This is a genomic window from Kineosporia sp. NBRC 101731, assembly GCF_030269305.1.
Lineage (GTDB): Bacteria > Actinomycetota > Actinomycetes > Actinomycetales > Kineosporiaceae > Kineosporia.
The window spans coordinates 12361-33517 of the sequence record NZ_BSTC01000014.1 but is presented as its reverse complement, the minus strand read 5'-3'; the positions used below and the strand labels follow the sequence as shown (position 1 = coordinate 33517).

The 21157-nt window shown below is 71.1% G+C and carries 16 protein-coding genes; 10 read left to right on the top strand and 6 right to left on the bottom strand.

Translation table 11 applies throughout. The features are described from left to right. Positions 1-57: 57 nt before the first annotated feature. Positions 58-3093 carry an ATP-binding protein gene (locus QSK05_RS29200; RefSeq protein WP_285600585.1) on the bottom strand — a complete coding sequence of 1012 codons (3036 nt, stop codon included), beginning with the start codon at positions 3091-3093 and terminating at the stop codon, positions 58-60. 67 nt (positions 3094-3160) lie between these two features. Here QSK05_RS29200 and QSK05_RS29195 point away from each other — a divergent pair, with 67 nt between their 5' ends. Both QSK05_RS29195 and QSK05_RS29190 read left to right on the top strand, forming a co-directional pair. Then, entirely contained in the window at positions 3161-3412 is a 252-nt protein-coding gene (locus QSK05_RS29195) for an SCO4226 family nickel-binding protein (RefSeq protein WP_285600584.1), read from the top strand. Positions 3413-3495: 83 nt separating this feature from the next. Next, positions 3496-5052: a leucine-rich repeat domain-containing protein gene (locus QSK05_RS29190; RefSeq protein WP_285600583.1), complete on the top strand. Its 1557-nt coding sequence runs from the start codon at positions 3496-3498 to the stop codon at positions 5050-5052. Here QSK05_RS29190 and QSK05_RS29185 read toward each other — a convergent pair. From QSK05_RS29185 to uxaC, 3 genes are read right to left on the bottom strand one after another with little or no spacing between them, the layout of a single operon-like run. Next, the gene (locus QSK05_RS29185) at positions 5049-5753 is read right to left on the bottom strand and encodes an alpha/beta hydrolase (RefSeq protein ID WP_285600582.1); all 705 of its coding nucleotides are present in this window, start codon (positions 5751-5753) and stop codon (positions 5049-5051) included. The genes QSK05_RS29190 and QSK05_RS29185 overlap by 4 nt on opposite strands. Next, a complete protein-coding gene (locus QSK05_RS29180) occupies positions 5750-7171 on the bottom strand; it encodes a Gfo/Idh/MocA family protein (RefSeq protein ID WP_285600581.1) in 1422 nt (473 codons plus the stop codon). Before QSK05_RS29180 ends, QSK05_RS29185 begins: the two co-directional genes overlap by 4 nt. Positions 7172-7190: 19 nt before the next feature. After that, positions 7191-8594, bottom strand: a complete 1404-nt coding sequence (gene uxaC / locus QSK05_RS29175; RefSeq protein WP_285600580.1) for a glucuronate isomerase — start codon at positions 8592-8594, stop codon at positions 7191-7193. A 184-nt stretch (positions 8595-8778) separates the two neighbouring features. Between uxaC and QSK05_RS29170 the strand changes: the two genes are divergently transcribed. Genes QSK05_RS29170 through QSK05_RS29160 form a run of 3 tightly spaced genes read left to right on the top strand, consistent with a single transcriptional unit; the run spans position 8779 to position 12667 of the window. After that, positions 8779-9780 carry a LacI family DNA-binding transcriptional regulator gene (locus QSK05_RS29170; protein WP_285600579.1) on the top strand — a complete coding sequence of 334 codons (1002 nt, stop codon included), beginning with the start codon at positions 8779-8781 and terminating at the stop codon, positions 9778-9780. Next, a complete protein-coding gene (locus QSK05_RS29165; RefSeq protein ID WP_285600578.1) occupies positions 9777-11294 on the top strand; it encodes a UxaA family hydrolase in 1518 nt (505 codons plus the stop codon). The genes QSK05_RS29170 and QSK05_RS29165 overlap by 4 nt, the downstream gene beginning before the upstream one ends. Next, a complete protein-coding gene (locus QSK05_RS29160; RefSeq protein ID WP_285600577.1) occupies positions 11291-12667 on the top strand; it encodes a mannitol dehydrogenase family protein in 1377 nt (458 codons plus the stop codon). Before QSK05_RS29165 ends, QSK05_RS29160 begins: the two co-directional genes overlap by 4 nt. On the opposite strand, the gene pdxR is transcribed toward QSK05_RS29160, so the two are convergent. After that, on the bottom strand, positions 12643-14028 hold the full coding sequence (pdxR, locus tag QSK05_RS29155; RefSeq protein WP_285600576.1) for a MocR-like pyridoxine biosynthesis transcription factor PdxR: 1386 nt from the start codon (positions 14026-14028) through the stop codon (positions 12643-12645). The two genes, QSK05_RS29160 and pdxR, sit on opposite strands and share 25 nt — an antisense overlap. A gap of 78 nt (positions 14029-14106) precedes the next feature. Here pdxR and QSK05_RS29150 point away from each other — a divergent pair, with 78 nt between their 5' ends. Both QSK05_RS29150 and QSK05_RS29145 read left to right on the top strand, forming a co-directional pair. Then, positions 14107-15153, top strand: a complete 1047-nt coding sequence (locus QSK05_RS29150) for an aldo/keto reductase (RefSeq protein WP_285600575.1) — start codon at positions 14107-14109, stop codon at positions 15151-15153. Positions 15154-15271: 118 nt separating this feature from the next. Next, the gene (locus QSK05_RS29145) at positions 15272-16300 is read left to right on the top strand and encodes a sporulation protein (RefSeq protein ID WP_285600574.1); all 1029 of its coding nucleotides are present in this window, start codon (positions 15272-15274) and stop codon (positions 16298-16300) included. A gap of 79 nt (positions 16301-16379) precedes the next feature. On the opposite strand, the gene QSK05_RS29140 is transcribed toward QSK05_RS29145, so the two are convergent. Next, the gene (locus QSK05_RS29140; protein WP_285600573.1) at positions 16380-18710 is read right to left on the bottom strand and encodes an immune inhibitor A domain-containing protein; all 2331 of its coding nucleotides are present in this window, start codon (positions 18708-18710) and stop codon (positions 16380-16382) included. Positions 18711-18819: 109 nt separating this feature from the next. Between QSK05_RS29140 and QSK05_RS29135 the strand changes: the two genes are divergently transcribed. From QSK05_RS29135 to menC, 3 genes are all read left to right on the top strand, one after another. Further along, positions 18820-19059: a hypothetical protein gene (locus QSK05_RS29135; RefSeq protein ID WP_285600572.1), complete on the top strand. Its 240-nt coding sequence runs from the start codon at positions 18820-18822 to the stop codon at positions 19057-19059. A gap of 177 nt (positions 19060-19236) precedes the next feature. Next, on the top strand, positions 19237-20049 hold the full coding sequence (locus QSK05_RS29130; RefSeq protein ID WP_285600571.1) for a GNAT family N-acetyltransferase: 813 nt from the start codon (positions 19237-19239) through the stop codon (positions 20047-20049). Beyond that, positions 20046-21152 (top strand): o-succinylbenzoate synthase, encoded by a 1107-nt coding sequence (menC, locus tag QSK05_RS29125; RefSeq protein ID WP_285600570.1) that lies wholly within the window; start codon positions 20046-20048, stop codon positions 21150-21152. The genes QSK05_RS29130 and menC overlap by 4 nt, the downstream gene beginning before the upstream one ends. Positions 21153-21157 lie beyond the last annotated feature (5 nt).

Here is a 21157-nt window from a genome sequence, read left to right as displayed (position 1 = left end):
TGACCAGGCCGGGCTAGGCCAGGTTGTACCAGGCCGGGCCTTCCCGGGCCGGCCTGGTCACGAACGGGGACGGGGATTGACTCCGGCCGTCCAGGAGGCAATCTCGGTGCGACGGGCGGCTCCCAGCTTGGCCAGGATGTGCTCGACGTGGGCCGAGACGGTCTTCGGGGCGAGTACCAGGTGCTCGGCGATCTGCCGGTTGGTGAGCCCGTCCGCGATCAGCCGGGCCACCTCGAACTCCCTGGCGGTCAGGGGGTGCCAGGGAGTTCGGGAGGTGACTGGGGTCAGGCGGCCGGCCGCCGTCAGCAGCACCGTGGCCCCCGCTGCACCGGCCTGGGCGCGGACCTCGTCCAGGTACCGGTTCGCCTCGGCCCGACGGCGCATCCGGAAGCAGACATCGGCGAGATCCAATTTGCCCCAGCAGGATTCCCAGAACCGTCGGCGATCCGACCAGGCGTGCACGGCCTTTTCGAGCCGGGCCCGCGCACCGGCCAGATCAGCCCGGGCGGTCTGTGTGGTCTGTGTAGCCTGTGCCGCCAGGAGGAGGCCTTCGGCGTGAACGAGGGCCGGTAGTGTGCCGGGGATCGATCGCGACCGCAGCACCGCGCCGGTCCGGGCGGCGAAATCGCCGGCCGCATCGAGGTCGCCGGTGGCCAGATGGGCCCGGACCCCGGTGAGCAGGAACGGGAAGAGATAAGCGGCGTCGGTTACCTCGGCCGAGGCATGAAAACCCTCCTCGCACAGGCGCGCGGCCTGATCGTGGTCCCCCCGGCAGCGGGCTGCCTCGGCCAGCCCCCACAGCGGCGGTGAGAAGCGCTGCAGTTCGGCCATGTCCCGCCCGGCCTCCAGAGCCTCGCGCAACAGGGCATCGGCGGTGCCGGCCTCGCCACGGCCGAAGGCCAGGTACCCGAGCACGTACTGGGCCGTGATCCGGGTGGTGATGCCACCCCGGCCGTCGGCCAGTGCCTGGCGGGCCGTCGCCTCGGCCCGGGCCCAGTCGCCGGTGGCCCAGCCGACGTGACCCTGGTGCGCGGCGAGATAGTGCCGGTGGTTCCACAGATCGACGGTGCCCGCGTAGGTGACGCCCTCGGCGAGCCAGTGGTCGGCGCGGTCGTACTCGACCACCACCGACGCCGTGGTGGCCAGCATCCGGTAGCCCCGGGCCGCCTCGGCCTCCCGGCGGGCAGATCGGGCCTGCCGGACGCCTTTCTCGAGCAGCGACCAACCCTCCGCCGGGCGCCCGGCGAACACCAGCACCGAGCCGAGCGTGATGCTGGTGTTCAGCGCCACATCGTCATCGGAGTCAGGGCCAGCGTCAATGCTGGAGTCAGAGCCGGTGTCAGGGCCGGAGCCCGCGCTGCCCCGGCCCTCGTCGATCGCCTCGTCCAGACGCCGGTCCAGCATGAAGGCGGCTGCGGTGGCCGATCGCAGGGCGCGTCTCTCGGTCGTGGCCTCGATCCCGGCCCGGTCGAGCAGATCCGTGGCGGCGCGCAGTCGGGAGACACGCTCGCGCAACGGTTCCCCGAGCAGGTGCCCGACCGCGACCATTCCCGGCACCAGGGCGGCCGCCGTGCGCACGTCGCCGGACTCGAGGGCCAGGGCGTGTGCGGAGGTGTAGGCGGCCGCTGCCTCGGCGTTCTCGTCCACGGCCGCGGCCTCGGCGCCGAGGGCGGACAACAGGGCGACCCGGGCGGTGACATCGAGGTCGTCGGGGGCGTTACGGGCGGCGCGGCGGTACAGCTCCAGAGCCTCGCGGTGCGCGGACAGGGCGGTTGCCTCCCGGGCCGCGGCCAGGGCGTGGGCGTGGGCCGGGGCCGCCTGTCCCGCGTGCTCGAAATGTGCTGACACCACCGCACCCCGATAGCCGCGGCCCGCCGCCGCCCGCGCCGCCTGTTCGTGCAGCCGGCGCCGCACGGGCAGGTCGGTGTCGGCGTAGAGCGCGTCGCGGATCAGGGCGTGCCGGAAGTCGAACGTGGTGGCGTCCGGGCCCGGCAGCACCAGGTACGCCTCGCGTAATTCGCGCAGCGCGGCGGCCACCTCGTCGTCGGGAAGGCCGGTGATCAGGGCCAGCAGGTCGAAGTCGAACGAGCGGCCGATGACCGCCGCCGCCCGCACCACCTCGCGGGTGACCGGCGCCAGGTGCCGGACCCGGCTCAGGACGGCTTCGGCGAGCGTGTCGGGTACGGCGACCTCCTGTACCTCGTGCAGCTCATACATCGGAGGGCCGGCAGTGGTGGCCGCGGCGAGCAGTTCCTCCACGTGCAGCGGAATACCGTCGCTGCGGGTGTGCAGGGCCTGCACGGTCTGCCCGGGCACCGGCCCGCCCAGCACCGCGCCGGTCAGGACCGAGACCTCCGGCAGACTCAGACGGGGCAGCCGGATCTCCTCGGCCAGGCGCTGTACGACCAGGCGGGCCCGCAGTTCGCGCAGGGGCCGGCTCGGGTAGAGCTCGTCGCTCCGGTAGGCCGCCGCGATCAACAGGGATCCGGAGGACAGTCGGGGAGCGAGCCGGCCGATCACGTCGAGGCTGACGGCATCGGCCCAGTGCAGGTCTTCCAGCACGATCAGCCGGGGGCCACCCTCCCGCAGCGCCAGCAGCAGGCCGACCAGGTCCTGCACCAGCATCCGGCGCCGGTGATGGGCGTCGCCGGACCGGGCCGGGTCGTCGGTGATCGCGGCCAGCCGATCGGCCAGCCGCCGCCCCAGGCCGGTCGGTTCCCCGAGATCGGCGGCCAGATCCAGGAGCAGCCCGGCGGACGAGGCACTGTCACCGGGGAACGCGGCCCCCGTCGACACGGTGAACCCCAGGGAGCGGGCCTGGCGGGCCACGGCCCCGAGGAAACGGGTCTTGCCGATCCCGGCCTCCCCGGCGACCAGCAGCAGCTCGCCACTGCCGGAGGCGGCTTGCACGAGTCGTCGTCCGGTCAGGGCGAGGAACTCGTCCCGCCCCACCAGAACCGGAGACGTCACCACGCCTGCCACCGCACCCCCTACCTCCGTCGCCGCGTCCTGCGTCAGATGATGGGCCAGCCCGAAAGGGACGTCCCGAAAGGGCAGCGTGCCCGGATAGGTCACCCGACCGATGAACCGCACGAGGGGACCGGCGCAACCTGGAGCCACAGCACCTCCGATCACATCGGATCACATCTGGAGAAGAGCAATGGCGAAGTTCATGGACGTGCACGACGGGTTCGTCGGTGTCACCCAGGTACAGCTCGAGGAGGCGCACCGGCGGGACCTGGAGAACGAGGGGGCCGAGGGAGTGCACTTCGAGAAGGCCTGGCTGGACCCGGAGTCGGGAAAAGTCTTCTGCCTGTCCACCGGGCCCTCGAAGGAGGCGGTGGCCCGGGTCCACGAGCGGTCAGGTCACCCCACCACGCAGATCTACGAACTGCCGGTCGAGGTCGACTGACGTTCTCGGGGGTGTGGAGATCTTCACAGGATCTCCACACCTATGCGGCAGGCGCCCCCGGCCGGCGCGCCAGACTGCCGCTCATGTCGAACATCCGGTCCTTCGGTCCTTTCCGGTCATGGTCCGGCCTGCCGAGCACGGCGGCACTGACGGCCGTGGCCTCGGTGCTGACGGCGCTGTACCTGTGGCACCTCCAGGAGTTCTTCCTGGTCATGATCGTGGTGATGGCGGCCTTCGGCTGCGCGCCGGCGCTCGTCGCCGCGGTCCGGGCGGCGGACGGCCGGGCGCAGGACGCCTGGGGTCGGGCGGCTGTCCCGGTCGGACTGGCCGTGTTCGCGGGTGGCGTGTACCTGTCCTGGCGCTGGGACGTGCTGAGTGTGCTGCAGTACGACTTCCCGCTCGACCAGGAGGTCACGAACGCCGCCGGGCTGAAGGCTCCGGTCTGGGTCGTCCTCATCGGGTTCGCGTTGTTGCTGGCCGGTGCCGCCCAGAGCACGGGTGAACGGGTGATCGGTGTCGCGGCCGTCGTCGTCACCGCGTTCTCCTCCGGGACGTTCGCCCTGGCCCTGCTGGGATATTCGGCCCGGAGCCTGCACTACTACGGCGGTGCGATCGAGAAGGACCTGGTGGCCGCGGCCGCGCTGGAGGGATGCGCGACGCTGCTGTTCGTGGCCGTTGCGGTGCGGCGAGGACCCCAGGCGCCGGCCACCCGGGCACCGGACGACCCGGTGAGCCGGTCGCTCGGGGTGCGTCTGGCGTCCACCGGTATCAGCCTGGCCCTGGTGGCCGGGGCCGGCGTCTGGGCCTACCACCGGTTCGGCGAACGGGTGATCGTGACGGACCTGTTCGAGGACCCGGCCCTGGCCGGTTGTGTGGCGACGGGCCTCGGCCTGTCGCACGCGGACGACCCGACCACGGAACACGACCTGGAGAACCTCTTCGACCTCGACTGCAACGGTGACCGCAACACCGCCGGCCGGATCCGGAGGCTGGAGGGCATCGAGCACCTGCCGCAGCTCAGCTCGCTGGACCTGCGCACCAACGAGATCAGCGACCTGGCCTCCCTGGAGTACGTGCCGTCGCTGAGGAGTCTGACGCTGACCAACAACCGCGTGCGTGATCTGACCCCGCTGGCCGGGCTGACCGGCCTGAGCAATCTGGGTCTGTCCAACAACCGGATCGCCGACCTGACCCCGCTCGCCGGGCTGAAAGGGCTCACCGATCTGGGCCTGTCCGGTAACCGGATCACCGATCTGACCCCTCTGACGGGCCTGACCGCCGTGACCGAGGTCGACCTGAGCCGTAACCGGATCACCGCGCTCGACCCCCTGGCCGGGATGAGCGGCCTGTACCGCCTGACGCTGCGGGACAACCGGGTCAGCGACGTGAAACCCCTGTCCGGGCTGCCCTACCTGCACATGCTGAACATCTCCGGGAACCGGATCCGCACCGCGTCCGGGCTGGCCGGCCTGAAGGGCATCGACGAACTCTGGCTCGGCGGGAACCCGGTGCGCGACCTGACCCCGCTGACCCGCCTGCCCGCCCTGCAAGGACTGGACCTGGAGGGCAACGACCCGGCGAACCTGTCCGGACTCGCCGACCTCAGGGACCAGGGCGTCTACGTCGGCGGTTTCGCCTAGGGCCGCTCCTGGTCCACCCAGCCGTGGGTGCGCAGCCACTCCTGGCACCACCGGGTCCAGCGGGCCACGTGCGGCCGGTCCCCGGCCAGACCCAGACCGTGCGGGCCGCTGGGAAAGACGTGCAGTTCGACGGGGACACCCACGGCGGTGAGCGCAGCGACGTAGCGCAGGGAGTTGCTCAGCGGCACCGTCGCGTCGTCGGCCGTGTGCCAGACGAAGGCGGGCGGAGTGCGGACCGAGACCTGCTGGTCGGCGGAGTGTTCCCGGCGCTGTTCGGCGGTGACACCCTCGCCCAGCAGGTTCTGCACCGACCCCTCGTGGTGCTCGTGCGCGAGCGAGATCACCGGATAGGCGAGCACACTCAGGTCGGGCGGGTCACTCTGGTTGGCCAGCGTCGCGGCCAGGTGCCCGCCGGCGCTGAAACCGAGCACGCCCACCCGTCCGGGATCGACACCCAGTGCCGGTCCCTCCCGGCGGATCCGGGCCAGGGCCTGCGTCGCGTCGTCCAGGGGCGCCGGGTGGCGATGGGGTGCCACCCGGTACCGCAGCACGAAGGCATGCACGCCGATCCCGGCCAGCCAGGCGGCGACCGGTTCGCCCTCGTGCGGGCCGTGATGACCGTAGGCGCCCCCGGGCAGCACCAGAAAGGCCGGTCGCGGGCCGGGCTCCCCGGTGGGCACGTGTACCAGGTCCAGATTCAAGCGAGCTCCACCCCGAGCTCCAGGTCGGTCACGTCGACGGGCAGCCGGGTCTGCAGGGACCGGTTGGCGGCGATGCCGACGGCCACGGCCCGGACCCCGTCGAGGTAGCCGGCGGCGCGGGCCAGTGGGTCGGTACCCCGGCGCAGGTCACGACGGAAGACATCTTTGAGCAGGATCGCGTCGCCGCCGCCGTGCCCGCCGATCCCGTCGGGAATGTCATACTCCTGCGGCCGTTCCCAGTGACGCTGCACCACCAGGCGGTCTCGCTGCGGCCGCAGCCCGTCGTCGTCCGTGGCCCCGGGCGTGGCCGAGGGATCCAGCACCACCCGGCCGTTCACGTCCAGCTCGACGAAACTCCGCTCGACCACCTCGAGCTCGGCCCGGCCGGCGGTGCCGTTCACGGTCACCCGGTAGCCCTCCCAGGGGGAGTGGGCGTTGAGGGAGTACGTCAGGGTGGCGCCACCGGCGTACTCGACGAGCAGCGACAGATTGTCCTCGATGCTCACCCCGGGGGCGAACGGATCGAGGTCGCGCCGGTAGCCGTCGTGGCGCTCGGCGTCCAGGTACAGCGCCTTCAGCCGGGGGTCGTCGCGCAGGTCGAGCGAGAACGGGTCGCCCGGCGTGCCGGTGCCGCGGTCCGGCCGATCGCCCAGCCCTCGCTGAGCGGCTGCCTTGTCACCGTAGAACCGCAGGCCGCCCAGGGCGAAAACCCGTTCCGGGACGTCGTCCAGCCACCAGTTGACCAGGTCGAAGTGGTGACTGGACTTGTGCACGAGCAAGCCGCCGGAGTTGGCCTTGTCACGGTGCCAGCGGCGGAAGTAGTCCGCGCCGTGCACGGTGTCGAGGGCCCATTCGAAGTGGACGCTGGTCACCTCACCGACGATCCCGGCGGCGATCACCTCGCGCAGGCTCGAATTCCGCGGCGCGTAGCGGTAGTTGAACGTCATCACGACGTCCCGGCCGGTGTCGCGCACCGCCTGGGTGATGCGACGGCACCCCGGCGCATCGGTCGTCAGCGGTTTCTCGACCACCGCGTCCGCCCCCGCCCGCAGGGCCCGGTCGACCATCTCGGCGTGGTGCAGGTCGGGGGTGGTGACGATGACGACGTCGACCCGGCATTGCGTGACCATCGCCTCGAGCCGGCCGGGCGGATAGCGGGGCAGCCCGGCCTGCTCGTCGTAGTAATCGATGCGGCCGGGGTTCGGGTCGCACCAGGCCACGATCTCGCCGACGTCGGCGTGCTCGCCGCGCAGCGCCTCGATGTACAGACCGGCGCGGTGGCCGGTGCCCACGACCGCGTACCGACGGCGTGGGCGCCCGGGCGGCACCGGGTCGAAGTCCGGGATCACGCTCGCCGAGGCCGTGGTGCTGCGGCTGGACGGCGGTCGCGGCGCGGTGGGGTTCTGGTCGACAGACACGGGGCTTCTTCCGGTGGTTTCAGGCGGGCCGGCGGGCGTAGGCGAGCTTCGGCAGGTGGTAGGCCAGATCGACCGCGGTCTGCGCGGCCTCCTCCTGCGAGAGCCGGTGCTCGGCCACCAGCGTGGCCAGGTAACCGGCATCGACCCGCCGGGACAGGTCGTGCCGGGCCGGGATCGAGGCGTAGGCGCGGGTGTCGTCGACGAACCCGGAGGTGTTGTAGAACCCCGCGGTCTCGGTCGCGGCCTCGCGGAAACGGCGCATGGCGTGCGGGCTGTCGAGGAACCACCAGGGGGCGCCCAGCCGGACGCTCGGGTAGACGCCGGCCAGGGGGGCGAGCTCGCGGCTGTAACTGGTCTCGTCGACCGTGAAGAGGATCAGCCGCAACCCCGGGTGCATGCCGAAATCTTCCAGCAGGGGGCGCAGCGAGCGGGTGAACTCGGTGCCCACCGGGATGTCCCAGCCCCGGTCGGGCCCGTACGCGGCGGCCGAGGCGCTGTGGTGGTCGCGCAGCACCCCCGGGTGCAGCTGCATCACCAGCCCGTCCTGCGCCGACATCCCGGCCATCACGTGCAGCATGTGCCCGGAGAAGGCGTCGGCCCCGGCGGTCGGTCCCTTCAGCGCGTCCCGGTAGATGCGCGCTGCCTCGTCCGCGCTCAGCGGGGTGGTGTCGGCGCTGAGGTGCCCGTGGTCGGTGGCCAGGGCACCCGCCTCGACGAACGCGGCCCGGCGCCGGCGCAGGGCTTCCAGGTAGCCGGGGTAGTCACCGGTGTCGACCCCGCTGACCCGGCCCAGCTCGGCCACGTCGGCCGCCCAGGACGATCGGGCCGGGTGGGTGACGGCATCGGGGCGGAACGTGGGGACGACACGCTCGCCGAAGCCGTCGGCGGCCAGCTTCGTGTGGTGCTCCAGCGGGGAGGTGGCGGGATCGGTGGTGGCGATCAGCTCGATGTTGAAGCGGTCGAGCAGCGCCCGGGGGCGGAAGGCGGGATCGTCCAGCACCGCCGAGATCTGGTCGTACAGGGTGTCGGCGGTCCGGGCCGAGGGCACGGTGGTGACGCCGAAGACCTCGACCAGCTCGTGCTCCAGCCAGTACCGCGACGGGGTGCCGCGGAACAGGTGCCAGTGCTCGCAGAACGTGCGCCAGATGTCACGAGGTGCGGCCGGCGGCCCACCCACGCCGAGCCGGTGCGGCGCCACCCCCTGCGAGTACAGCATGCGGGTGACGTAGTGGTCGGGCGTGACCAGCAGGGAGGCCGGGTCGCCGAACGGTGCGTCGTCGGCCAGGGCCTGCGCCTCGACATGCCCGTGCATGCCGACCAGGGGCAGGGACGCGGTCTGCGCGTAGATGGTGCGGGCCAGGTCCCGGACGGTCGGGTCGGCGGGGAGAGCACGGTCGGGATGCAGGGTCAGCGTCGTCGCCATCCGCCAACGATTGCATCTGAAAGACCGATGTCAAGAGTTGTTTCCGGAATCGGCCGGTTATCTGCCGCCGGTCGTGCAAACGATTGCAGCTTGAGCGGGGCTGAGGCATGATCGGGGCTGGACCGATACCGGATCCATGCCGGATCGAGGCCGGATCAGGGCCGGATCGAGCAGGAGGTGTCCGATGGCGGTGACGATCCGCGACGTGGCCAGGGCGGCCGGGGTCTCGGCGTCGACGGTCTCCCGGGCCCTGACCGTTCCGGGCAAGGTGGACGAGAACACCCGCCGGCGGGTGCTGGCCCTGGCCGACCAGCTCGGCTACCGGCCCAATCGTGCCGCCCGCGGTCTGATCACCGGGCGCACGGGCAATCTCGGCCTGCTGGTGCCCGACCTGGCCAACCCGTTCTTCCCCGGCCTGGTCAAGGGCATCCAGGCCCGCGCCCTGGAGTCCGACTACCAGCTGTTCGTCGTCGACACCGACGAGAACGCCGCGGCCGAGCCGGAGCTGGTGCGTCAGCTGGCCAAGCAGGTCGACGGCATGCTGCTGTGCTCGCCCCGGATGCGCCCGGGCGCGCTGCGCGAGGCGATCGGCCTGGTTCCGACCGTGCTGGTGAACCGGGCGCTGCCCAAGGCCTCGTCGGTCACCTTCGCCGACGTGGACGGCGCCATCCGCCTGGTCACCCACCTGGCCGGGCTCGGCCACCGCAGCATCGGTTTCATCGGCGGCCCGGCCGGTAGCTGGTCCGGGGCACAGCGCCTGCGGGGTGTGCGCGTGGGCTGCCTCCAGGAGAGCGTCGAGCTGCACGAACTCGGTCCGGTCCCACCCACCTACGAGGGCGGTCAGGCCTGCGCCGACGGTGTCCTGGCGGCGCCGGTGACCGCCGTGATCGCCTACAACGACCTGGTCGCGATCGGCCTGTGCCAGGCCCTGGCCGAGCGGTCGGTGCCGGTGCCCGGCCGGCTCAGCGTCACCGGTTTCGACGACATCCCGATGGCCGGCATGATCCGCCCCTCGCTCACCACCGTGGGCATGCCGCTGGGCGAGGCCGGCCGGGCGGCCGTCGACCTGCTCCTGGCCCAGCTGGCCGACCCGGCGCCGCGCGCCCGTCAGCAACGGGTACCGACCACCCTCCAGGTGCGTGGCTCGACCGGGGCACCCCGACCCGACGATGGGACACCGACATGAGCCTCCTGCTGCGACTGGCCCCCGACGACGACGTGGCGATCGTGCGCCAGGACGTGGCGCCGGGCGACCGGCTGGGCCCTGACCTGGCCGCGTTCGAGCCGATCCCGGCCGGCCACAAGACCACCCTGCGCGACCTGCCCTCCGGGGCCGAGGTGCACAAGTACGGCCAGGTGATCGGCGTGACCACACGCGCCGTGCCGGCCGGCTCGCACCTGCACACCGGCAACCTGGTCTTCGTCGACGGCGGCGCCGCCCGGGCGGGTGTGATCGGCCAGGGCACGCTGCCGGATCTGCCGGCCGGGCTGCGCCGTACTTTCGCCGGCTATCACCGGGCCGACGGCCGGGTCGGCACCCGCAACAGCATCGCGGTGCTGACCACGGTGAACTGCTCGGCCGGGGTGGCGAAGGCGATCGCCCGCCGCACCGACGACGACGTGCGTGAACTGACCGGCGGGCGGGTGGACGGGGTGGTCGCCCTGACCCACGGCACCGGCTGCGGGATGGCGAACAGCGGTCCGGGCTGGGACATCCTGCGCCGCACCCTGACCGGGTACGCGCGCCACGCCAACATCGGCGGGCTGGTGGTGGTCGGCCTGGGCTGCGAGATCAACGAGATGACGGGCGTGCTGGCCGATCTCGACCTCTCCCCGGAAGTTCCCCTGGTCTCCTTCACGATTCAGGACGCCGGGGGCACCCAGGCGGCGGTCGCCCAGGGTGTCGGTGTGGTGCGGGAGATGGCCGGCGCGCTGGCGCTCGCGGAACGGCGCGAGGCCGGGGTCGAGCACCTGGTGCTGGGCCTGCAGTGCGGCGGTTCGGACGGCTGGTCGGGGCTGACCGCGAACCCGGCGCTCGGCGTGGCCAGCGACCTGCTGGTGGCCGCCGGCGGCACGAGCATCCTCGGGGAGACACCCGAGATCTACGGGGCGGAGATGCTGCTCATGCGCCGCGCGGTGACCCAGGAGGTGTCCGGCGACCTGCGCGGGCGCATCGAGTGGTGGCGTGAGTACACCGCCTCGCTCGGCACGACGCTGGACGGCAACCCCTCGCCGGGCAACAAGGCGGGGGGCATCACCACGATCCTGGAGAAGTCGCTCGGCGCGGTGGCCAAGGCCGGGCACAGCCCGCTGTCGGCCGTCGTCGGGTACGGCGAGCAGGTGCCGCGCCCGGGCCTGGTGTTCATGGACACCCCCGGCTACGACCCGGTCTCGGTCACCGGCATGATCGCCGGGGGAGCGAACGTGCTGTGCTTCACCACCGGTCGGGGCTCGGTGCTCGGCAGCCGCCCGGCCCCGACGCTGAAGCTCGCCACCAACGCGCACCTGGCCCGCACCATGGCCGACGACATCGACATCGACTGCTCGGACATCGTGGAGAAGGGCACCGACGTCGCCGAGGTGGGACGGCGCATCTACGACCGGATGATCGCGGTGGCCTCCGGGGAACCCACCCGCAGCGAGGAACTCGGGGCGGGCCAGGACGAGATCGTGCCCTGGCAGATCGGAGCGGTGCTGTGAAACGACTTTCGCCGGAAACGGCCCCGGCGGGCACACCGCGGCGTCCGTTCGGGCCGCAGGCCCCGGTAGGGATCGTGCACCTGGGGATCGGTGCCTTCCACCGCGCTCACCAGGCCGTCTACACCCAGATGGTGGACGGGGCGGGCGAGTGGGGTATCTGCGGCGCCACCCAGCGGTCGGCGACCGTGGTGGATCAGTTGCGCCCGCAGGAAGGCCTGTACTCGGTGCTGGAGCGCGGGCCCGCCCGGACGCGGCTCGACGTCATCGGCCAGATTCGCGACGTCGTCGACGGGCACACCGAAACTGAACGACTGATCGGCCGTCTCGCAGATCCGGCCGTGCGCGTGGTGACCCTGACGATCACCGAGAAGGGTTATCGGACCGGTCCCGGCGGCGCCGTCGACCGGTTGACGGCAGGCCTGCGCGCGCGCTCGCAGCGAGACGCCGGACCGCTCACCGTACTGTCGTGCGACAATCTCAACGGCAACGGTGAAGTGCTGCGTGACCTGTTGCGCGAGAACGTTTCCGGTGACCTGGCCGACTGGGTGGAGCACAACGTCCGTTATCCCTGCTCGATGGTCGACCGGATCGTTCCGGCGACCACGGACGCCGACCGGGCCGAGGCCGGGCAGCGGCTGGGCGCGCAGGATGCCGGGCTGGTGGTCGCGGAACCGTTCCGGCAGTGGGTGATCCAGGACGACTTCGCCGCCGGGCGCCCGGCCTGGGAGAAGGCCGGCGCCGAGCTGGTGGCCGACGTCGCCCCCTATGAGCGCCGAAAACTCCGGGTGCTGAACGGGAGCCATTCACTGTTGGCCTATCTCGGTGCCCTGAAGGGCTACCGCACGATCGCGCAGGCGGCCTCCGACGACGATCTGGCGCGGGCGGCGTGGCGGCTGATCGAGCAGGACGTGGCCCCCACCCTGGCGGCCGACGGGCTGGAGGTGCTCGACTACGGACGCACGGTGCTGGAGCGGTTCACCAATCCCGCGCTGCCGCATCTGACCACGCAGGTCGCGATGGACGGGAGCCTGAAACTCGGCCCCCGGCTGCTGGGGACGATCCGCGATGCGCGCGCCGCGGGCCGGATGCCGCAGGGCGCGGTGATCGGCGTCGCGGCCTGGATGGTCTATGTCGAGAAGGCTTGCGAGGAAGGTGTTCTGCCGCTGAACGACCCGCACGCGCAGGCTCTGCGCGAGGCCGTGGCCCGTCCCGCCGACCTGGTGGAGTCGCTGCTGGGACTGGACCAGGTGTTCGGTCCGGACCTGCGCGACGACCTGGATTTCCGGGCCTGCCTGACCGAGAGGGTGGCCGAGGTGGCCGGCCGGCCTGGTCAGCCTGGTCAGCCTCGTCAGTCCATACCCCGGACCGCCTGAGCCAGACGCCGGGCGGCCTCGTCCACCCGGCTGTCCCGAAGGTTTCCGAATCCCAGTACCAGAGAGGGATCACCGCCGGGCCGGATGCGGTAGCGCTCTGCGCTCACCAGACCCAGATCGAGGCGGGCGCCCCGGCGCACAATGTCGCGTGCGGCGGTGCCGGGAGGGAGCCGCAGCGGTAGGTGCAGACCGGCGGCCAGACCGGTCGTCGCTGCCTCGGGAAGGTGCCGGCCGAGGGCGGTGACGAGCTGCTCGCGGCGGCGCCGGTAGCGCAGGCGCTGCGTGCGTAGGTGCTGTTCGTACCAGCCGTGTTCGATCATCACGGCGAGCGCCTCGACGGTCAGGGGCGACGGGCTGATGATCCGGTCCAGATCCAGGCCGAGCAGAGCCATGATCAGGGGCTGCGGCATGATCAGCCAGCCCAGTTCGATGGCGGGGGACAGCGCCTTCGACAGCGACCCGAGCAGGATCACCCGGTCCGGGGCCAGGCCCTGGAGGCTGGCGACCGGGTTGGCGTCGTAGCGGAAGTCGGCGTCGTAGTCGTCTTCGATCACCAGACCGTCGACGCGCTGCGCCCAGTCGATGAGTTCCAGCCGTCGGGCCGCCGAAAGGGCCACACCGGAGGGGAACTGGTGGGCCGGGGTGACGAGGACCAGTCGCACGCCCCGCAGGTCCCCGACCACGAGGCCCTGCTCGTCGACACGGACCGGGACCGGTTCCAGTCCACCGCGCCGGGCCACGCCCCGCAGACCGGGCCAGGAGGGGTCCTCGACGGCGATCCGGGTGTGGCCGAGGCGCCTGAGCAGGGCCGTCAGCCAGCCCATCACGGCGGTGGAACCGGTGGTGAGGCTCAGCTGGGTGGGGTCTTCCTGTACCTGCCGGGTGCGGCGCAGGAAGTCGGTGAGGGTGGTGCGGGCGGCGGTCGTGGCGACCAGGGCGCGACCGGCCAGCAGATCGGTCGGGAGGTCGAGCACGGCCCGCCGGTAGGCCTCGGCCCAGCGCGACCGGGGGAAGGAGGCCAGGTCGGGCAGTCCCGGAGCCAGGTCGAAACGGGGCCGGGGAGGCGGCGGGAGCTGGTACCCGGACGACATCACGGCCGGTGTCGCGGTACCGCGCACCCGGGTGGCCGATCCGGTGGTGGCGATCAGGTAGCCCTCGGCGACGAGCTGCCCGTAGGCCTCGGTCACGACCCAGCGCGAGCAGCCGATCTCCCCGGCGAGCGCCCGGCTGGGTGGCAGGGGCGATCCGGCGGGCAGCCGGCCGGTCTGCACCGCCTCGCGCAGGGTGGTGGTGAGCCGGCGGGTCAGAGAGCCCCCTCCGGTCGGCAGGGAGAGTTCGGCGGTACCCACGGCTATCAGCATTGGTCTGGATTCTAGGCCTGCGATTGGCTCGGGATTCCCGACCAATACCGGCCTAGCGTCAGGCGGGTGAACACCGTCATGAGAACCAGGACACTGCGCAGCGGCGATCGGGCCCTTGAGGTCAGCGCTCTCTGCTTCGGCATCATGAATCTCGGCGTCGATGTCGACAAGGACGACTCGTACGCCCTGCTGGACCGCTATTTCGAGGCCGGGGGCCGGTTCTTCGACACCGCGGCCAATTACGGCGCGTGGACCGAGGAGAGTCTCGGGACGCGTGCGGGCGACAGCGAGCGGTTACTCGGGAGCTGGCTGGCCGACCGCGGGGTGGCCGGTGAGGTGGTCGTCGCCACCAAGTGCGGTGCGGGCAAGCGGGAGGCGGGCCGTCCGCTCGCGGGGGAGGGGCCGACCAACTTCGAGGGGCTGGACGCCGCGGTGGTGCGCCGGGAGCTGGCCGGCAGCCTGGAGCGTCTGGGTCTGGAGCGGGTGGGCGTCTACTACGGTCATGTCGACGACCGCCGGCTCGGTGCGACCGAGATCGCGGACACCTTCTCCGCTCTCGTCGACGAGGGCCTGGTCGCGATCCCGGGGTTGTCGAACACGGCCACCTGGCGGCTGGCGATCGCCCGCGAGCACAGTCGTAGCACCGGCGGTGCACCCTTCGGCGCCTGGCAGCAGGAGCACTCGATCTACTGGCCGCGGCCCGGGCTGCCGACCACGACCCTGGTGGACACCGAGGCGATCGACTACGCGGCCGATCAGCCCGACCTGACCGTCCTGACCTACTCACCCAATCAGCGGGGGCAGCTGGTGCGTCCGTGGATGTCGGTGCGGCCGCCCTACGACCACCCGGGAAGTCTCGAGCGGCTGCGCCGGGTGCACGAGATCGCGCACGAGCTGGGGGCCACCGCGGGTCAGATCGCCCTGGCGTGGCACCTGGCCGGGCCCACCAGCCGGATGCAGCGGCCGGCGGGCAGCGACGTGTCGGCGCTGGACGCCCTGCCCGCCCGCCGGGTCGCGATGATCCCGGTGGTCGGTGCCCGCACCCTCGCCCAGCTGGAGGAGTCGCTGGGGGCCCTCGACGTCACCTTGTCCGAGGCCCACCGTGCCGTCCTGGACGGCGTTTAGGAGGGCGAAAATGCCCTGTGGGTCCAGTATTGAGCGAGCGCGAATGGCAGATCGTGTCACTTGGCAGCCAGGGCGATCATGATTTACTACCGTCTCCTCTCACCGCAGGAGCAATGACGTGGTCTTCAAGAAAATGTTGGGAGCTCTCGGGGTCGGCGGTCCGAAGGTCGACACCGTGCTGTCCCAGCCGGGCGCCCAGCCCGGCGGCGCCCTGACCGGGCAGGTCAACCTTGTCGGCGGCAGCGCCGACGTGCAGATCGAGCACATCAACCTCGGCCTGATCACGCGGATGGAGATCGAGTCGGGTCACGGCGACGGTGACGCGGTCGGGGAGTTCCACCGGGTGGCGGTCAGTGGCCCGATGCGCCTGGCCGAGGGCCAGAACCTGTCTCTGCCCTTCCAGATCGTCCTGCCCTGGGAGACCCCGATCACGGCGGTCTACGGGCAGTCGCTGCACGGCATGGTGATGGGTGTGCGCACCGAGGTCGCCATCGCCCGCGCCGTCGACAAGGGTGACCTCGACCCGGTCCAGGTGCACGCGCTGCCCATTCAGGAGCGCATCCTGGATGCCTTCCTGAAGCTCGGTTTCGTGTTCAAGTCGGCCGACCTGGAGTACGGGCAGATCATGGGCGCGCAGCAGACGCTGCCGTTCTACCAGGAGATCGAGTTCTTCCCGGCCCAGCAGTACGCGCACGCGATCAACGAGGTCGAGCTGACCTTCGTCACCGGTCCGCACGCCGTGCAGGTGGTGCTGGAGCTGGACAAGCGCGGCGGCATGTTCCGCAGCGGCCAGGACAGCTACGGCCGTTACACGGTCTCGCACGCCGACGCCGGGTCCACGGACTGGGTGCAGACGGTCGACGGCTGGATCCGCCAGGCGATCGAAGGCCGCCAGAGCATGTCCGGCCACGGCGGTTTCGGCGGGGGCTACGGGTCCCCGGGCTACGGGCAGGGCGCCGGGTTCGGGGGTGGCCACGGTCAGTACGGCCACCACGACCAGCACCGCGGTTCCGGGATGGGCGGCGGCCTGGGCGGCGTCGCGATGGGTGTGGCCGGGGGCCTGGCCGCCGGTTACGTCGCCAACGAGGTCATGGAAGAGGTCTTCGAGGGCGACAGTGAGGACGAGGGCGGCGGCGAGGAGGACTGAACCAGTCTGAGCCCATCTGAATCAGTCTGAGACGTGCCCGGACCTCCCTGGTGACAAGGGAGCCCGGGCACGTCGTCGTTCAGCGGGTGACGCGAATGTTCATCGAGACACCCGACTGCTTCAGCACCTTGATCTTCACCCCGGATCCGGCGACCTTCACGCCGTGGTCACGCTTCACCGGGTCGTAGTAGTTCTTCGTGTCGTCGAACAGCGGGTTCCCCTTCAGGCTCTTGATCTTCGACACCCTGCCGTCCAGGTGCAGGGTCAGGGCGCCGGTGTTCTTGAGTCCGAAGGCCGCGTCGTAGAGCTGGACGCGCGAGCGCCACGGCTTCTTGTCCACCCGGTAGAGCGTCGCGGGGTGGGCGTCGACCGTGAGGTTGCGGCCGCGACCGGGGTGCACACTGACGTCGTTGTCGGTCTGCGAGGTGTCCCAGTAGGTGACGAGCAGGCCCGGCCGGTAGGCGAAGTGCTCCACGTAGTTGGGCTTCGTCGACCAGCCGAAGTTGTACGGGCCGGTCTTGAGGTACTTGTCGAAGCTGGCGTACGTGCGGTTGGCCGCGATGTAGTACTGCTCGTACCCGACCTTCTCGGTGCCGGTGGAGCGCTTGAAACCCTTCGCGGTCCAGGCCTTGTCCAGCGTCTCCGCACCGTCGCTGAACACCGTGGTGCTACCGGCCTTCAGCGAGATCCGGTCGAGGAACAGGCCGGCCGGCTTGGAGCCGGTCGCCCCGTTGCCGGAGGCGTCGGTGGTGTAACGCAACCGCAGCTTCACCTTCTGCCCGGCGTAGGCCGAGAGGTCGAAACCGGCGGTGCGCCAGTCGCTGAAGCCGTCGATGCCGTTGCCCTCGTCCGGGCTGGTGATCGTGCCCGGAACGGCCGTGAACCCGCTGCCGTCGTCGACCTCGACGAAGGCATAGTCGCAGGCCGCGGTCCCGCAGTCCTCGATGTCCCAGGCCGCCGAGAACGACAGGCGCGGGCTGCCGGTGGGCAGGGTGAGGGTGCGGGTCAGGGTGTTGTCGAGGTTGTTCCCCGTACCGCCCCACCAGGAGTACTTCCCCGAGACCGGATCGACCAGGTACTGCTTGACCTGTTTCTGGGGCAGTACCACCAGAGCCGCCTGGGCCAGCTTCGTGTTGTACTCCGAAGGCCCCAGCGCCACGGTCTTGTTCGTGCCCTTGGCCGCCTTGACCACGGTGTAGTCCAGCCAGCCCAGCATCAGCTTGTTCCAGGCGCCGAGGTCGCCGGGCCGCGTACCGAGGCCCTCTCCCTTGGCGTTGAGCCGGCTCTGGGCCATCAGCGACCAGAATTCCACCGGGTCGCCCTCGCCGCCGGAGACGTCGTAGTCGTCCGGCAGGTCCAGGTCGTGACCGTACTCGTGCGCGATCGTACTCAGACCACTGTTCTCGGCCTGGGTGGTGTAGTCGCCGACCCAGATCCCGGTGCTGCCGATCTGGGTTCCTCCCAGCGGGTTCCCGGCCGGGCCCTTGACCCCGGCGTCCGCCGCCGAGACATACCAGCGGTGGCTCCAGACCGCGTCCTCACCCTGCGTGGCGTCGCCGGAGGCCTGGTCGCTGCCGGCGTGCAGGATCTGGAAGTGGTCGATGTACCCGTCCGGCTCGTTGAAATCGCCGTCGCCGTCGTGGTCGTACCGGTCCCACTGGTCGAACGTGGCCAGTTCGGCCGTGATCTGGGCATCGGTACGGCCCTTGGCCTTCTCGGCCGCGACCCACACCTTGACCGCGTCCGTGACCATCGCCCACGTGTTACCGCAGACGCTGGCGGCGCACGGATACCCGTCCGAGCGGCCGTACCGGGCCTCGTTGTAGGGCAGCTTCACCCAGTCGGTGACCTTGCCCTCGATGCTGTAACGGCCCGAGGACTGGGTCTGGTAGTACGTCTTCAGTGACTCGACGCCCTTGCCGACGCCGAAGTACAGATCCTGGAAGTACTTCTGGCTGAAGTTCGACCGCCAGATCGTGGTGTTGTCGGTCTTACCCGGCTTGACCACCTGGTTGTGCAGCGGACCGGCGAACTTCTTCGGGCCCGGCGTGGCCTTGTCGGTGTTCTTGTCCGGATAGCTCGCGTGCCGCTGGTTGCCGAACTCCGCGAGAATCACGAAGACCCGGTCGGTGCGCTGCCGGGACAGCTCGACGTACCGGTCGTCGCCCGCGGCAGCCAGTTTCACCACCTTGCTGCCGTTGCGCTCCTGAACGGTCGCCTTCCCGTCCAGGACCTGCTTGACCGCCTCCTCCCGTAGGGCCGTGGCCTTCTCCTGCATCGGGCTGGTGAGATGGTCCGACCCCGTGGGCCGGCGATCCGGCCCGGCGGCTGCTTGCGCGGTGCCGGGAAGTCCCAGCACCGCCCCCGATACCACTGAAGCAACCACCAGGCTCGTGAGAACCCTTCGCACACAGACCTCCGTGTCGTCGATCCCGCGACCTCCTGTCGCGGATGACGAAGGTCAACCTAGCCAGGCGCGCACACCCAATCTGTGCGAACACTGTGAATAGTGCGAAAGTGTGACCTACGGGACGCTTCCGGGATCACCGGCCCCGCTGCCGTACGGTCCGGGCCGACGTCGTCATCCGCCCAGGCCCAGCGCCCGCACCCCCCGGGCTGATGGACCGCTGGAAGAAAGGCAGGGCGGTCAGTTCCGGGCCGGTGGCGGGCAGGTCATCCGCGTGCAGCAGCAGAAGGATCTCGGTGTGCCGGGTGGTCAGGGCGCAGCGCCAGGCCTGGTCGCCGGAATGGACCTGTAGCCAGGGGGAGCCGGAGAGGTCGAGCTCCAGGCGGAGGGCGCCCGCCGGAGGGCCGGTGGTTCCACGGCGGCAACCCGCACCCGTCGCGACACTTCTGTCGTCCCGGACGAATCCCGCCGCCAGATTCGTCCGGACGCACGAACCGGACGCAGGGCGCGCTTTCTAGTCTTCTCGGCCATGAGCACTGTGCGCGAGATCGCCGGCCTCCCCGAGATGCAGCAGGTCGCCGACCTGTTCGTCTCGATCTGGGGCGGCGCCCGCCCGCCCGCCACCATCGACCTGATGAGCGCCCTGAGCAAGGCCGGCAACTACGTGGCCGGGGCGTTCGATGGAACGGCGCTGGTCGGTGCCTGCATCGGGTTCTTCCACGCGCCCGCCGAGGCCGCCCTGCACAGCCACATCGCCGGGGTCCGGGCGGACGCGGCCGGGCGCGGCGTCGGGCAGGCGCTGAAGATGCACCAGCGCGACTGGGCCCTGGCGCGGGGCGTCACCGAGGTCACCTGGACCTTCGACCCGCTGATCGGCCGCAACGCCTACTTCAACCTGGCCAAGCTGGGCGCCCGAGCGGTGGAGTACCTGCCCGACTTCTACGGGCCGATGGGCGATGACATCAACGGCACCGACGCCTCCGACCGGCTGCTCGTGCGCTGGAACCTGAGGGAACCGGAGGCCGCTGAGAAGGCCGCCGGGGCCGTGGTCGCCCTGGGCCGCGATGCGACGGGCCGTCCTGTGCCAGGCACCCGCGATGGTGACCGGTTACTGATAGCGGTGCCCACCGACGTCCACCTGCTGAGAGCCACCGACCCGGGTCTGGCCCGCGAATGGCGCTCGCAGGTCAGCGAAACCATGACCGGCCTGCTGGCCGAAGGGGCCCGGGTCACCGGGTTCGACCGCGACGGCGGGTATGTGATGACCCGGCCTGAGCAGCACGGGCAGCACGGGCAGCACGGGCAGCACGAGCAGTTCGAGCGGGAAGGCAGCGACGTATGAAACTCACCGGGGTAGAGCTCCGCCGGATCGAGATGCCCCTGGTGGCACCGTTCCGCACCTCGTTCGGGACGCAGACCAGCCGGGACATCCTGCTGCTGCGGGCCGTCACCGACGTCGGGGAGGGCTGGGGCGAGTGCGTGACGCTCAGCGAGCCGGTGTACTCCAGCGAGTACCTCGAGGGCTCCGCCGATGTGCTGCGCCGGTTCCTGATCCCGGCGCTGCAGCACACCGAACTCACCGGGGCTCACCAGGTGGCCCCGGTGCTCTCCCGGTTCATCGGGCACCGGATGGCGGTGGCGGCCCTGGAGACGGCCGTGCTGGATGCGGAGCTGCGCGCGCAGGGGCGGTCTTTCGCCCGTGAGCTGGGTGCGGTGCGCGACCGGGTGCCGTGCGGGGTCTCGGTCGGGATCATGGACAGCATCCCGGCCCTGCTCGAAGCGGTGCAGGGCTACGTGGACGAGGGGTACGTGCGGATCAAGCTGAAGATCGAGCCGGGCTGGGACGTCGCCCCGGTGCGTGCGGTGCGGGAACGCTTCGGCGACGACCTGCTGCTCCAGGTCGACGCGAACGCCGCCTACACCCTGTCCGACGCGCGGGAACTGGCCCGGCTGGACGAGTTCGGGCTGCTGCTGATCGAGCAGCCGCTGCCGGAGGAGGACATCCTCGGGCACGCCGACCTGCAGCACCGGATCAGCACGCCGATCTGCCTGGACGAATCGATCGTCTCGGCGCAGTCGGCGGCCGCGGCCATCCGGCTGGGTGCCTGCCAGATCGTCAACATCAAGCCCGGCCGGGTGGGCGGCTATCTGGAGGCCCGCCGGATCCACGACGTGTGCGCCGCCGCGGGCGTGCCGGTCTGGTGCGGAGGGATGCTGGAGACCGGGATCGGCCGGGCCGCGAACGTGGCCCTGGCCGCCCTGCCCGGATTCACCCTGCCCGGCGACACGTCGTCGTCCGGCCGCTACTACGAGGCCGACATCACCGAGCCGTTCGTGCTGCAGGACGGGCACCTGCCGGTACCGGACGGTCCCGGGATCGGCGTGACGCCCCTGCCCGACCGGCTGGCGGAGGTCACCACCAGCACCGAGTGGATCTCGTTCTAGAGTCT

Coding starts and splice junctions, on each gene's coding strand:
- QSK05_RS29150 (WP_285600575.1), top strand. CDS start 14,107: ATGAGAACCAGGACACTGCGCAGCGGCGATCGGGCCCTTGAGGTCAGC.
- QSK05_RS29165 (WP_285600578.1), top strand. CDS start 9,777: ATGAGCCTCCTGCTGCGACTGGCCCCCGACGACGACGTGGCGATCGTG.
- pdxR (WP_285600576.1), bottom strand. CDS start 14,028: ATGCTGATAGCCGTGGGTACCGCCGAACTCTCCCTGCCGACCGGAGGG.
- QSK05_RS29190 (WP_285600583.1), top strand. CDS start 3,496: ATGTCGAACATCCGGTCCTTCGGTCCTTTCCGGTCATGGTCCGGCCTG.
- uxaC (WP_285600580.1), bottom strand. CDS start 8,594: ATGGCGACGACGCTGACCCTGCATCCCGACCGTGCTCTCCCCGCCGAC.
- QSK05_RS29170 (WP_285600579.1), top strand. CDS start 8,779: ATGGCGGTGACGATCCGCGACGTGGCCAGGGCGGCCGGGGTCTCGGCG.
- menC (WP_285600570.1), top strand. CDS start 20,046: ATGAAACTCACCGGGGTAGAGCTCCGCCGGATCGAGATGCCCCTGGTG.
- QSK05_RS29195 (WP_285600584.1), top strand. CDS start 3,161: ATGGCGAAGTTCATGGACGTGCACGACGGGTTCGTCGGTGTCACCCAG.
- QSK05_RS29130 (WP_285600571.1), top strand. CDS start 19,237: ATGAGCACTGTGCGCGAGATCGCCGGCCTCCCCGAGATGCAGCAGGTC.